Source organism: Streptomyces sp. SLBN-8D4 (assembly GCF_049739545.1).
In the GTDB taxonomy this organism is placed as follows: Bacteria; Actinomycetota; Actinomycetes; order Streptomycetales; family Streptomycetaceae; genus Streptomyces; species Streptomyces canus_C.
This window is the reverse complement of the sequence record NZ_JBMGQC010000001.1, coordinates 1,661,792-1,675,078: the sequence shown is the minus strand read 5'-3', so window position 1 is coordinate 1,675,078 and position 13,287 is coordinate 1,661,792. Positions and strand designations below refer to the sequence as shown.

The 13,287-nt window shown below is 71.0% G+C and carries 10 protein-coding genes; 7 read left to right on the top strand and 3 right to left on the bottom strand.

Annotated elements, in window-relative coordinates; translation table 11 throughout:
• Nucleotides 1–9 precede the first annotated feature (9 nt).
• A complete protein-coding gene (locus RKD20_RS07715) occupies nucleotides 10–702 on the bottom strand; it encodes a GntR family transcriptional regulator (protein WP_424877048.1) in 693 nt (230 codons plus the stop codon).
• 212 nt (nucleotides 703–914) lie between these two features.
• Between RKD20_RS07715 and RKD20_RS07710 the strand changes: the two genes are divergently transcribed.
• Entirely contained in the window at nucleotides 915–1,787 is an 873-nt protein-coding gene (locus tag RKD20_RS07710; RefSeq protein WP_424877047.1) for an acyl-CoA dehydrogenase family protein, read from the top strand.
• A gap of 18 nt (nucleotides 1,788–1,805) precedes the next feature.
• Here the strand turns inward: RKD20_RS07710 and RKD20_RS07705 are convergent, their stop codons facing one another.
• The gene (locus RKD20_RS07705) at nucleotides 1,806–2,495 is read right to left on the bottom strand and encodes a GntR family transcriptional regulator (protein WP_424877046.1); all 690 of its coding nucleotides are present in this window, start codon (nucleotides 2,493–2,495) and stop codon (nucleotides 1,806–1,808) included.
• Nucleotides 2,496–2,793: 298 nt separating this feature from the next.
• Here RKD20_RS07705 and RKD20_RS07700 point away from each other — a divergent pair, with 298 nt between their 5' ends.
• The 5 genes from RKD20_RS07700 (at nucleotide 2,794) to RKD20_RS07680 (ending at nucleotide 8,964) form a co-directional block, all read left to right on the top strand.
• Complete coding sequence (locus RKD20_RS07700) at nucleotides 2,794–3,273, top strand: formate dehydrogenase subunit gamma (protein ID WP_424877045.1); 480 nt, start codon at nucleotides 2,794–2,796, stop codon at nucleotides 3,271–3,273.
• Nucleotides 3,274–3,305: 32 nt separating this feature from the next.
• Nucleotides 3,306–4,907, top strand: a complete 1,602-nt coding sequence (locus RKD20_RS07695) for a formate dehydrogenase beta subunit (protein ID WP_424883169.1) — start codon at nucleotides 3,306–3,308, stop codon at nucleotides 4,905–4,907.
• The gene (fdhF, locus tag RKD20_RS07690) at nucleotides 4,904–7,720 is read left to right on the top strand and encodes a formate dehydrogenase subunit alpha (protein ID WP_424877044.1); all 2,817 of its coding nucleotides are present in this window, start codon (nucleotides 4,904–4,906) and stop codon (nucleotides 7,718–7,720) included. The genes RKD20_RS07695 and fdhF overlap by 4 nt, the downstream gene beginning before the upstream one ends.
• A 45-nt stretch (nucleotides 7,721–7,765) precedes the next feature.
• A complete protein-coding gene (locus RKD20_RS07685) occupies nucleotides 7,766–7,948 on the top strand; it encodes a formate dehydrogenase subunit delta (RefSeq protein ID WP_424877043.1) in 183 nt (60 codons plus the stop codon).
• Between the two features lie 83 nt (nucleotides 7,949–8,031).
• Nucleotides 8,032–8,964 (top strand): LysR family transcriptional regulator, encoded by a 933-nt coding sequence (locus RKD20_RS07680; RefSeq protein ID WP_424883168.1) that lies wholly within the window; start codon nucleotides 8,032–8,034, stop codon nucleotides 8,962–8,964.
• Nucleotides 8,965–9,677: 713 nt separating this feature from the next.
• Here the strand turns inward: RKD20_RS07680 and RKD20_RS07675 are convergent.
• Nucleotides 9,678–11,282 carry a FadD7 family fatty acid--CoA ligase gene (locus RKD20_RS07675; RefSeq protein ID WP_424877042.1) on the bottom strand — a complete coding sequence of 535 codons (1,605 nt, stop codon included), beginning with the start codon at nucleotides 11,280–11,282 and terminating at the stop codon, nucleotides 9,678–9,680.
• A gap of 254 nt (nucleotides 11,283–11,536) precedes the next feature.
• Between RKD20_RS07675 and oxc the strand changes: the two genes are divergently transcribed.
• The gene (gene oxc, locus RKD20_RS07670; protein WP_424877041.1) at nucleotides 11,537–13,285 is read left to right on the top strand and encodes an oxalyl-CoA decarboxylase; all 1,749 of its coding nucleotides are present in this window, start codon (nucleotides 11,537–11,539) and stop codon (nucleotides 13,283–13,285) included.
• The last annotated feature ends 2 nt before the right edge of the window (nucleotides 13,286–13,287 follow it).

Below are 13,287 nucleotides of genomic sequence, written 5' to 3'. Positions count from 1 at the left end.
TGGGCGGGGTCAGTCACCCCGGCCCACCACCGCGGCGATCTGCCGGCAGTAGAACTCGGTGGTGTTGCGGGTGTGCCGGCGCATCAGCTCCTCCGCGCGGTCGGGGGAGCCCTCGCCGATGGCCTCGATGATCCTCGCGTGCTCGTTCCAGGCGTCCTTGCCGCGGGGCCGGGCGATGGGCATGTAGTACCAGCGCACCCGCCGGTCGACCTGAGGGATGAGTTCGGCGAGGACCGCGTTGCGGGACAGCAGGGTGATGTGACCGTGGAGGGCGGCGTTCGCCTCCACGATGGCCCGGGCGTCCGCGGCCGCGAGGGCGGTCAGACCGGCCTGCTGGAGCTCCCACAGGCGAGCGATGTCCCGGTAAGTGGAGTGCTGGGCGGCGCCGCGCGCGGAATGGGCCTCCAGGAGGCCCCGGACACTGAGGAGTTGGGCGCACTCCTCGGTGGTGGGGGAGTGGACGAACGCCCCCTGGGAAGGGCGCAGGTCGACCCACTCGGCGGTCTGGAGCCGCTGCAGCGCCTCACGGATCGGCTGCCGGCTGACCCCGAGACTCTCGGCGAGTTCCGCCTCGACAAGGTGCTGACCGGGTTTGAGCGAGCCGTTGATGATCAGTTCGGTCAGGGTCTCGTAGACCGCCTGGCGCAGTGGGGTGGGCCTGCTGATCGGGCCACGGGCTGTCACGGTGGGTGTGTCGGGCATCGGCCCTGTCTCCCTCGTTCGGCTGGTGGGTCGAGCCGTCCGTCAGATTGCCGTGGCTCGCACAGTGCCGAGTCCATTGCCGTGTCTCGCACAGTGCCGAGTCCCGGAAATTGCCCGGCTTGACCCCTGGCGCGGGCACCTTCCCATGCAGAATACTGTATGCAATCATCGTTCGACAGTGGACCAGCAGCCACGCCCGAGGGGGATGCCCCGTGTCGTACCGCACCGCTCTCTCCGAAGTCCTGACCTGCCTAGCAGGACCCGTCGCCGAAGCGGCGGCCGTCCGGGGCCGGTTCCCTCGCGGCGCCGTGACGTCCCTCGGTCACGCGGGGATCCTGGGACTCACCGTCTCCACCCAATTCGGCGGCGGTGGACGGGGATTGCCCGAAGCCGTCGACGTGGTCGCGCGGACGGCGCGCGTCTGCCCGGCGACTGCGGCCGTGCTCCAGTCGCACTACACGGCCGTCGCCGTCATCGAGGCCCACGGCGGTCCCTGGCTGCGCGCCGAGATCGCCGCCGGACGCCATCTCGCCAGTCTCGCCCTCGCGGAGTCGGAGGAAGAGGGGACGGGGGAGAGGGAGGGGGACGGGCCGGCGGCGGATTCCCAGCTCCTCGTGCCGCGTTCCGTGGCCACCCGCTCCGGTGCGGTGGTGGCCCTGCGGGCCCGCAAGCAGCGGGTGGTCGCGGCGGGGGAGGCCGATCTCTATGTCTGGTCCTCCCGGCCCCTCGCCGCGCCCGACGGGCTGACGCTCTGGGCGGTCCCGGCGCACGCCCCGGACCTGTTCGTCCCCGCGCGGCCCGGCGCCGCCGGACCCCGCGGCAGCGCGACGTCCACGGTGTTCGCCGACCCGGTGCTGGTGCCCGCCGAGGCGATGCTCGGCGCGGACGGCGCCGGACTCGACGTCGTGCTGCGCACGGTCCTGCCGTGGCTGCTCGAACTGCGGGCCGCCGCGGAAACCCGCCGCCCACCCGTCCTCGACCCGGCCTTGGAACCGGCCCTGGACCCAGTCCTCGACCCGGCCCTGAACGCGGCCAGTGATCCTGGGAGCGCACGCCGTCCCCCCGGCTCCCTCGCCGCGTCCTGAACCATGCCCGGCCAGACGTCAGTCCTGGTTCGCCCTGGCCGCGATCTGCTTGCGGTAGAACTCGGTCGTGCGCTCGGTGTGCTTGCGCATGACCTCGCCCGCCTGGTGCGCGTCACCCTTGGCGATGGCCCTGATGAGCGGGGTGTGCTCGTTCCAGGCCTCCTTGCCGCGGGGCTTGGCGATGGGCGTGTAGTACCAGCGGACCTTCTGGCCCACCTGGGCGATCAGTTCGGCCAGCACGGCGTTGTCGGCGACGGCGGTGATGAAGTCGTGCAGCGCGGTGTTGGCGGAGACCAGCCGCTCGACGTCGCCGTCGGCGAGAGCGGCGATGCCTTCCAGCTGGAGCTCGTCGAGACGCGCGATGTCCTCGGGCTTCGCGTTCTTGGCGGCGAGCTGGGCCGAGTAGGTCTCGAGGACCGCCCGGACGCCGAGGAGTTGGGCGGCCTCCTCCTCGGTGGGGGAGTGGACGAAGGCCCCCTGGGCGGGCCGCAGATCCACCCAGCCGGCGGTCTGGAGCCGCTGGAGGGCCTCGCGCACCGGCTGGCGGCTGACGCCGAGGTGTTCGGCGAGCTCGGCCTCGACCAGATGCTGGCCGGGCTTGAGGGAGCCGTTGATGATCAGCTCGGCCAGGGCGTCGTACACGGCCTGACGCAGCGGTGCCGGGCGGGTGACGCGCCGGGACGCTGCGGCCGTGAGTGCCTCGCGCATGGTGGTCCCGTTCTGCCGCCGGTGTCGCAGGGCGGCGGCTGTGCCAAGTGGGGGCCGCCCGGAGGTTGCCGACGGCCGCGTCAGCATACAGGTTTTGGTATGCAACATGGTGGGGGTCGGCGGCGGGTCAGCCCTGGTCGGCGCACGCGGTACCTAGGTCCCCTGACTGAGTCCTTCCGTACGGCAGGACAGTCCTTCCCCTGCGGCAGGGTTGTGTATACAGAAGTCTGTATGGAGTATGGTTCCGAGTCTCCTGCGCCCCTCGTCGGGGACCCGCGTGACGGAAGGCGAAGCGATCATGACGACCAGCGGGAGTGACGTGACGGTCGAGAGCGTGGTCCGGAGGGCGGTGGCCCGGCACCGGGGCGAGCGCGGTGCGCTGCTGCCCGTACTGCACGCCGTCCAGGCTGAGTTGGGCCATGTGCCGCAGGAGGCCGTGCCGGTGCTCGCCGAGGAGCTCAACCTCTCCCGGGCCGACGTCCACGGAGTCGTGACCTTCTACCACGACTTCCGCCGCGAGCCCGCGGGCCGCACCACCGTGCGCATCTGCCGCGCCGAGGCCTGCCAGGCACTGGGTGCCGACCAACTGGTCGCCTACGCCCGCGAGTCCGGCCTGGCCCTGGGGGAGACGACGGCGGACGGCTCGGTCACCGTCGAGCAGGTCTTCTGCCTCGGCAACTGCGCGCTCGGACCCTCCGTGGAGGCGAACGGGCGGCTGTACGGACGCGTCGGCCCGGCCCGGCTGGGCTCGATCCTCAACGGGACGGTCTCCTCATGAACGACCCCATGAACAACGCCATGAACAACCCCATGAGCAACGCCGCGCACTCCACGGCCACCGTCTACGTCCCCCGCGACTCCGCGGCCAGGTCCGTCGGCGCGGACGAGGTCGCACAGGCCCTCCAACACGCCTCCGACCGTGGCGACTTCGCCCTGGACGTCGTACGCAACGGATCGCGCGGCATGCTGTGGCTGGAGCCCCTGGTCGAGGTGGTGACCCCCCAAGGACGCGTCGGCTACGGCCCGGTGGCCCCCGAGGACGTCGACGGACTCCTCTCCGCCGGGATGCTCGACGGCGCGGACCACCCCCTGCGGCTCGGCATCGTCGACGAACTGCCCTGGCTGGCACGCCAGAACCGCGTCACCTTCGCCCGGGTCGGCGTGACCGACCCCCTGTCCGCCGAGGACTACGAGGCGCACGGCGGCCTCACCGGACTGCGCACCGCACTGGAACTGGCCCCCGCGGACGTGGTCGCCGAGGTCACCGCGTCCGGACTGCGCGGCCGCGGTGGAGCCGGATTCCCGGCCGGCATCAAGTGGAAGACCGTGCTCGACTGCGCCGACGAGCTGAAGTTCGTCTGCTGCAACGCCGACGAGGGCGACAGCGGGACCTTCGCCGACCGCATGGTCATGGAGGGCGACCCGTTCATGCTCATCGAGGGCATGACGATCGCCGCACACGCGGTCGGCGCGAGCGAGGGCTACCTGTACATCCGCTCCGAATACCCCGACGCCATCGCCACGATGCGCCGGGCGATCGGCGTCGCGCGCGAGCACGGCTGGCTCGGCAAGGGCATCCTCGGCTCCGCACTCGACTTCGACCTGCACGTCCGCGTCGGCGCCGGCGCGTACATCTGCGGCGAGGAGACCTCCATGCTGGAGAGCCTGGAGGGCAAGCGCGGCATGGTCCGCGCGAAACCGCCCATCCCGGCGATCGAGGGCCTGTTCGGCAGACCGACCGTGGTGAACAACGTCCTCACCCTCGCCACCGTGCCCGTCGTCCTGGCCGAGGGCGCGCAGGCGTACGAGCGCCTCGGCGTCGAACGCTCCCGCGGCACCCAGGTGTTCCAGCTCGGCGGCAACATCGCCCAGGGCGGCATCGTCGAGACCGCCTTCGGCATCACCCTGCGCGAACTCATCGAGGAGTACGGCGGCGGAACCCACTCCGGACGCCCGGTGCGCACCGCGCAGGTCGGCGGCCCGCTCGGGGCCTACCTGCCGGAGTCGATGTTCGACCTGCCCATGGACTACGAGGCGTTCGCGGCCGCCGGGGCGATGGTCGGCCACGGTGGCGTGGTCGTGTTCGACGACAGCGTCGACATGGCCGCACAGGCCCGTTTCGCGATGGAGTTCTGCGCCGAGGAGTCCTGCGGCAAGTGCACACCGTGCCGGGTCGGCGCGGTGCGCGGCGTCGAGGTGATCGACAAGATCGTCGCCGGCACCCACCGGGACGAGAACCTCGCCCTGCTCGAAGACCTCTGCGACCTGATGACCGAGGGTTCGCTGTGCGCGATGGGCGGGCTGACCCCGCTGCCCGTGCGCAGCGCCCTGACCCACTTCCCCGACGACTTCCTCGGCGGCCGTCGGCTGCTGGAGATCCACCCCGTACAAGCGACGGAGGGCACGGCATGAGCCTGCTCAAGGAACCCGACTTCGGAACCCCTGAACGGCCAGGCCCGGCCACGGTGTGCGTGGAGGTGGACGGTCTGCCGGTGACCGTCCCCGAGGGCACCTCGGTGATGCGCGCGGCCGCGCAGGCAGGCGTCGACATACCCAAACTCTGCGCCACCGACAGCCTGGAGGCGTTCGGATCCTGCCGGTTGTGCGTGGTCGAGATCGACGGCCGGCGCGGCACCCCGGCCTCCTGCACCACCCCCTGTGCCGACGGCATGAAGGTCAGCACCCAGACCCCGAAGGTGGAGAAGCTCCGCCAGGGCGTCATGGAGCTCTACATCTCCGACCACCCCCTGGACTGCCTCACCTGCCCCGCCAACGGCGACTGCGAACTCCAGGACATGGCAGGGGTGGTGGGTCTCAGACAGGTCCGCTACGGCTACGAGGGAGAGAACCACCTCGATGCCGAGAAGGACACCTCGAACCCCTACTTCGACTTCGACCCGTCCAAGTGCATCGCCTGCTCCCGCTGCGTGCGCGCCTGCGGCGAGGTCCAGGGGACCTTCGCCCTCACCATCGAGGGGCGCGGCTTCGACTCCAAGGTCTCGGCGGGGGCGGGGGAGTCCTTCATGGACTCCGAGTGCGTCTCCTGCGGAGCCTGCGTCCAGGCCTGCCCGACGTCCACGCTCCAGGAGCGCTCGGTCGTCGAACTCGGCATGCCCACCAGGTCGGTGGTGACCACCTGCGCGTACTGCGGGGTCGGCTGCTCCTTCAAGGCCGAACTGCGCGGCGACGAACTCGTGCGCATGGTCCCGCACAAGGACGGCGGCGCCAACGAGGGCCACTCCTGCGTCAAGGGCCGCTTCGCCTTCGGCTACGCCACCCACCCCGACCGCCGGCTCAAGCCCATGGTCCGCGACCGGATCACCGACCCCTGGCGCGAGGTCGACTGGGACGAGGCCATCGGCACCGTCGCCCGGCGGATGCGCGAGATCCAGGACCGGCACGGCTCCGGCGCGATCGGCGCCATCACCTCCTCACGGTGCACCAACGAAGAGGTCTACGTCGTACAGAAGATGGTCCGCGCGGCCTTCGGCAACAACAACGTCGACACCTGCGCCCGCGTCTGCCACTCCCCGACGGGATACGGCCTCAAGCAGACCTTCGGGGAGTCCGCAGGCACCCAGGACTTCCGCTCGGTCGCCGAGGCCGACGTCATCGTGGTGATCGGCGCCAACCCCACCGACGGGCACCCGGTGTTCGCCTCCCGGATGAAGCGCCGGCTGCGCGAGGGCGCGAAGCTGATCGTCGTGGACCCGCGCCGCATCGACCTCGTGCGCTCCCCGCACATCGAGGCCCGGCACCACCTCCAGCTGAGGCCCAGCACCAACGTGGCCGTGGTCAACGCGATGGCCCACGTGGTCGTCACCGAGGGCCTGGTGGACCGGTCCTTCGTGGACGCACGGTGCGAAGGCTTCGACGAGTGGGCCGAGTTCATCGCCCGCCCGGAGAACAGCCCGGAGGCCGTCGAGGAGATCACCGGCGTACCGGCCGCCGAACTCCGGGCCGCCGCACGGCTGTACGCCGAGGCCCCCAACGGAGCCATCTACTACGGTCTCGGCGTCACCGAGCACAGCCAGGGCTCGACCATGGTCATGGGAATGGCCAACCTCGCGATGGCGTGCGGGAACATCGGCCGCGACGGCGTCGGTGTGAACCCGCTGCGCGGCCAGAACAACGTGCAGGGCTCCTGCGACATGGGCTCCTTCCCGCACGAACTCCCCGGCTACCGGCACGTCTCCGACGACGCGGTCCGTACCGTCTTCGAGAACCTGTGGGGCGGAACCCTCCTCGCCGAGCCGGGACTTCGCATCCCCAACATGTTCGACGCGGCCATCGACGGCACCTTCCGCGGCCTGTTCGTGCATGGCGAGGACATCGCCCAGTCCGACCCCAACCTGGGGCACGTCACCGCCGCCCTCGAAGCCATGGAACTGGTCGTCGTCCAGGACCTGTTCCTCAACGAGACCGCGAAGTTCGCCCACGTCTTCCTGCCCGGCGCGTCCTTCCTCGAGAAGGACGGCACCTTCACCAACGCCGAACGTCGCATCAACCGGGTGCGCTCGGTGATGAAACCGAAGACCGGCAAGCACGAGTGGCAGATCGTCAGCGAGATCGCCACCGCCATGGGCTATGCGATGTCCTACGGCCATCCCGGCCAGATCATGGACGAGATCGCCTCGGTCACGCCGACGTTCACCGGAGTGTCCTTCGGCCTCCTCGACAAGCTCGGCAGCGTCCAGTGGCCGTGCAACGAGGAGGCGCCCGAGGGCACGCCCATCATGCACGTCGACGAATTCGTGCGCGGCAAGGGCAAGTTCGTCGTCACCTCCTACGTACCGACCAACGAACGCAGCACCCGGCGCTTCCCGCTGGTCCTCACCACGGGGCGCATCCTCAGCCAGTACAACGTCGGCGCCCAGACCCGCCGTACCGGCAACGTCGCCTGGCACCCCGAGGACGTACTGGAGCTGCACCCGCACGACGCCGAGGTCCGCGGCATCAACCACGGCGACATGGTCACCCTGGCCAGCCGTGTCGGGCAGACCACCCTGCGCGCGGAGATCTCCGACCGCATGCCGACCGGGGTCGTGTACACCACGTTCCACCACCCCGTCACCGGCGCCAATGTGGTGACCACCGAGAACTCCGACTGGGCGACCAACTGCCCCGAGTACAAGGTGACCGCCGTACAGGTGGCGCTCGCCCGCCCGGACCGGTCGCGCGAGGCCGAGGCCACCGGGAACGACCTCATGACGGTGGTGGACTGAGATGGGTGGACTGAGATGACAGCGACCGTGCCGGCGGAGTGCAGGATGGCCAACGACATCGCCAGGAACCTCGGACACCTGCCGGGGGAGGAGGCCGCGGAGGCGATCGCGGGGCACATCGGCAGGTTCTGGGACCCGCGTATGCGCACCCGGCTCCACGGGTTCGTCGATGCCGGGGTGGACGGTCTAGACCCCCTGGTGGTGGCCGCGGTGAGGCATCTGCACTGACCCGTGCGGTCTCCTCCCTGTACATCGCTCCACGCTGCATACAGTATGGAGCCAGTGATCCCATGGGCAGGGAGGAGCCGCTCATGCTGTTCCGGCAGCTCGAGTACTTCGTGGCGGTGGCGAGGGAACGGCACTTCGCCCGGGCGGCGGAATCCTGCTACGTCTCCCAGCCCGCGCTCTCGGCGGCGATCGCCAAACTGGAGCGCGAGCTCAACGTCACGCTGATCAACCGCGGCCACAACTACCAGGGCCTCACCCCCGAGGGGGAGCGGCTCGTCGTATGGGCCAAGCGGATCCTCGCCGAACAGGACGCCTTCAAGGCCGAGGTGGCCGCCGTGCAGTCCGGCATCACCGGCACCCTCCGCCTGGGCACGGACCCCACCGCGTCCACGACCCTCGCCCTCCCCGTGGCCGCCTTCTGCGCGGCGCACCCGTTGGCCAAGGTCCAGGTCCGCTCCCGTCTGTCGACGAAGGAACTCCACCGCCAGCTGCGCGACTACGAACTCGACGTGGCCATCGCCCACTTCGACCCCGACGACCAGGAGGGCCTCCAGGTCGTCCCCCTCTACCAGGAGAGATACATGCTCCTGGTCTCCGACGACCAGCTGGTGGCCCAGTCCGCCACCGTGTCCTGGGCGGACGCGGCCCAGTTGCCCCTCGCACTGCTCACGCCGGACATGCGGATCCGCCAGATCGTCGACACCGTGTTCGCGGAGAAGGGGTACGTGGTGACTCCGCAGGTCGAGACGGACTCCATCGCCTCCCTCTACGCACATGTGGGCGGCGGCGGCTGGGCGAGCATCGTGCCGCACACCTGGCTGCGCGCGATGCCGGTGGTCGGCCGGACCAGAGCGCTGCCGCTGGTCGACCCCGAGGCCGGCGCCCAGGTCTCGGTGGCGATCCACGCGGCTACCCCCGGCTCTGTCGCCGCCCGCGCCTTCGTCAACGCGGCGACGAGCCTGTCCCTGGACGACTTCTTCGCCCGCCCCCTGCCGACCGACCACCGAGTGCGCTGACCCTGTTCCGGCCGCGCCTCGCCCGCCCGCACACGAGCACCGAGCACGCTGACCCTGCGGCCAGGTCTCGTCGGGGTGCGTGCCGCTGCCGTACCCCTTCTTGGTCTCGCTGCTCCTGGTGGTCCACCCCAAGGCGGTGTCCGGCCTGTCGGTGGACTCGGCGGGTCCAGTAATCCCACGGCCGCCCTGCGCGCAGCACGCCTGGAAGCCCCGTACCGTCTCCCGGCTCCCGCGGGGCGAGCCCCGGCCGAGCTCCACTCGCCCGAGCACCGAGCGCGCTGAACCGGGCACGGGCCTGGTCGCGGCGAGTGCCGAACCCGTACCCCTTCTGATCCGGCCGTTCTCGGTGGTCCACCGTGGCGCGACGGCCTGGCTGTCGTCGGACTCCCTCCGCGCCCCGCCACCCCGCCCCGCCCCGGCACCGCGTCTCCCGCCCCTCCCGTCAGGGTGCGTGCCGTGCTGGGGACGCCTTTCGGTCCGGCCGTTCCTGGTGGTCCACCGTGGCGCGACGGCCGATCTGTCGTGGGACTATCTCCGCGTCCCGCTACCCGGCGCCGTCCCAAGCACCGCGCCCCCGGTCAGGGTGCGTGCCGTGCTGGGGACGCCTTTCGGTCCGGCCGTTCCTGGTGGTCCACCGTGGCGCGACGGCCGATCTGTCGTGGGACTATCTCCGCGTCCGCCATCCGGCGCCGTCCCAAGCACCGCGCCGCCCGTCAGGATGCGTACCGCGCCTGTACCGCCTTCCGGTCCAGTCCCCCCTTCGCGGTGTACGGCAGCGCAGCGACCAGGTCGAGTCGGTCCGGTACCTCGAACGCGGCCAAGTGGTCGCGGCAGTACCGCAGGATCTCCTCGCGCCCGGCGCCGTCAGGCTCGCGTACCACCACGGCGGCGCCGACCCGCTGCCCGTACACCGCGTCGGGCACCGCGAACACGGCCGCCTCCGCGACCCCCGGGCACCCGGCGAGGATGTCCTCCACATGCTCGGGTGAGATCTTCTCCCCGCCCCGGTTGATGAGGTTCTTGATCCGGCCGGTCAGCGACAGGTACCCGTCCTCGTCCAGTGCGCCCAGATCACCGGTGCGCAGCCACCCGTCGACGAAGGTCCGCGCCGACTCGTCCCCGTCGGCGAGATAGCCCCGGGCGACCGTGGGCCCCTGCACCCACACCTCGCCCTCGACCCCCGCCGGGCAGGACCGTCCGCCGCGGTCCACGACCCGCACCGCGACCCCGGTCGGCCGGCCCACCGACCCCTGCCGGAGTGCTCCCCGCTGCGGCAGGGGTTCGCTGGTGGCCTGGTGGGAGGACTCGGTCATCCCGTACGCGGACAGCAGCGGCGCGCCGAACGTCCGCTCCAGCGCCCGCTGGGTCGCCGTGTTGAGGGGCGCGCTGCAACTGCGGACGAACTTCAACGGCGGTGCCTGCGGGCCCGGGTACTCCCGCTCCGACCGCTCCAGAAGGATCTCGTGGATGGCCGGCACCGCCGTGAACCAGGTGGCGTCCACGGCCCGCATGTCGTCCCAGAACGTGCCCGCCGAGAACCGCCCCCGCTCGGGCAGCAGCACACACCCCCCGCTCGCCAGAGAAGACAACAGCGCCGCGAACAGCCCGTGGCCGTGGAAGAACGGCATCACGGCGACCGTCGCGTCCTCGGGGCCCAACTCGTAGGTGGCGCAGATGGTGCGAAGGGAGGCGGCCACATTGGCGTGGGTCAGCGGGACCATCTTCGCCCGGTCGGTGGTGCCGGCGGTGAACAGCACAAGAGCGTCCCGTTCCGACAACTCAAGCGCAGCACCTTGGACTTGGGCCGAATCGCAGACGCCGGGTTCGAGTTCCAACACAGCCGCCCCCGCCCCCGCCCCCGCCCCCGCCCCCGAGACGTCCACGCGCAGCGACCACGCGGGCACCGGAAGCATGACGTCACGACCGGACGCCGACGCGTCGAGAAGGACCGCCCGGGCCCCCAACGCCGTGAGCCGCGAGGAGAGTTGTGACGCCGGGAGCGCGGGATCCAGCGGAGCCGAGACCAGTCCGGCCCGGGCCGCGCCGAGCAACGCGACGACGAACTCCGCCGTGTTGGCGCAGATCAGCCCGACCGCGTCACCACGGCCCAGCCCCGCCCCACCGAGCCGGGCCGCCACCTCGTCGGCAAGGGACGCCAGCGCCCGGTACGACAGCTGCACCCGCTCGCCGGTCACCACCAGGGCCCGGGCGTACGGGCGGTCACGTACCTGCCGGTCGAGGAGGTCGACGAGGCCCGTGACCCGCGGAGGCCGGTACCGGTCCGCGTCACGCACGGATGCCGCGGCCGGAACGGCCATGACCCCACCCCCTCGCACAGGTCCGATGAAACGTCCTCTGCGAGCGTGCGGTGGCACCCCGTTGACGTCCAATACCCGCTGGCGAACGGCCGATAGCGGCTGTCTATCAAGACAGTTGCCAGGCCTCTGACCAGCCCTCGATAGACACCGTTTATCGGCTGGTCGCCGATGGGTCTTGGACGCGGACGAGCGCGCTGCGGATGGTGAGAGAAGTAGCCGCTCCGGCAGGACCTGCCCAAGGAGGACCTCGGACCATGACCGCTCCCTCGACCCTGGAGACCGCGGCAGCAGCCGACGTTCCGACCGAGCTCACCGACGGGTACCACCTGGTCGTCGACGCGCTCAGGATGAACGAAGTCGACACCATCTACGGCGTGGTCGGCATCCCGATCACCGACCTGGCCCGGCTCGCCCAGGCGCAGGGCATCCGCTACATCGGTTTCCGCCACGAGAGCAACGCCGGGCACGCGGCCGCCATCGCCGGCTACCTCAACAAGAAGCCCGGCGTGGCCCTCACGGTCTCGGCCCCCGGCTTCCTCAACGGCCTGGTCGCGCTGGCGAACGCGACCACCAACTGCTTCCCCATGGTCCAGATCTCCGGCTCCAGCGAGCGCCACCTCGTCGACCTCAAGCAGGGCGACTACGAGGAGATGGACCAACTCGCCGCCGCGCAGCCCTTCGTGAAGGCCGCCTACCGGGTCAGCCGCGTGGAGGACATCGGCCGGGGCATCGCCCGCGCCCTGCGCACCGCGGTCTCCGGGCGCCCCGGCGGTGTCTACCTCGACATCCCCGCCGCGGTGCTCGGCGCCATCATGCCCAAGGCGGAGGGCGACCGGACGCTGAGCCGCCTCGTCGACCCCGCCCCGCGCCAGCTCCCGGCACCGGAGGCGGTGGACCGGGCGATCGAGCTCCTCGCGTCCGCCGAACGCCCGCTGGTGGTGCTGGGCAAGGGCGCCGCGTACGCCCAAGCGGATGCGAAAGTACGGCAGTTCATCGAGTCCACCGGCATTCCCTACGTACCGATGTCGATGGCGAAGGGCCTGCTGCCGGACGACCATCCGCAGTCGGCCGCGACCGCCCGTTCGCTCGCGCTGAAGAAGGCCGACGTCGTGATGCTGATCGGCGCGCGCCTCAACTGGCTTCTGGGCCACGGCCAAACGGGGTGGAACCCCGACGCCAAGTTCGTCCAGATCGACATCGACCCCAAGGAGATGGACAGCAACCAGCCCATCTCCGCACCTCTCGTCGGTGACATCGAGTCGGTGCTCGACGCGCTCGCCGAACGCACCAAGCCCGGCCAGATCACGGCCCCTTCGGCCTGGCGCGAGGAACTCGGGGCGCGCTCGGCGCAGAACGTCGCCAAGATGGCCAAGCGCCTGGAGGCCGACCCGCACCCCATGCAGTTCATGGGCGCCCTGAAGGCCGTACGCGACGTCGTGCGCGCGCACCCGGAGACGTACATCGTCAACGAGGGCGCCAACGCCCTGGACATCGCGCGCAACGTCATCGACATGCATGTGCCGCGGCACCGCCTCGACAGCGGCACCTGGGGCGTCATGGGCATCGGCATGGGCTACGCGATCGCCGCCGCCGTCGAGAGCGGCGCCCCGGTCGTGGCGATCGAGGGCGACAGCGCCTTCGGGTTCAGCGGCATCGAGATCGAGACGATCTGCCGCTACAAGCTGCCCGTCGTCACCGTGATCATGAACAACGGCGGGGTCTACCGCGGCGACGACGCCAACCCGTACGACGACGCGCCCTCGCCCACGACCCTCATGTCGGCGGCCCGCCACGACCTGCTGATCGAGGCGTTCGGCGGCAAGGGCTACCGGGCCACCACGCCCGCCGAGGTCACCGCGGCGCTCACCGAGGCCCTCGCCTCCGGCGGCCCGGCGCTCATCGACTGCGTGATCGACCCCTCGGCCGGCACCGAGAGCGGCCACATCTCGCACCTCAACCCCAAGGGCATCACCGTCGGCAACATCACGCCGGCCACCAAGTGACC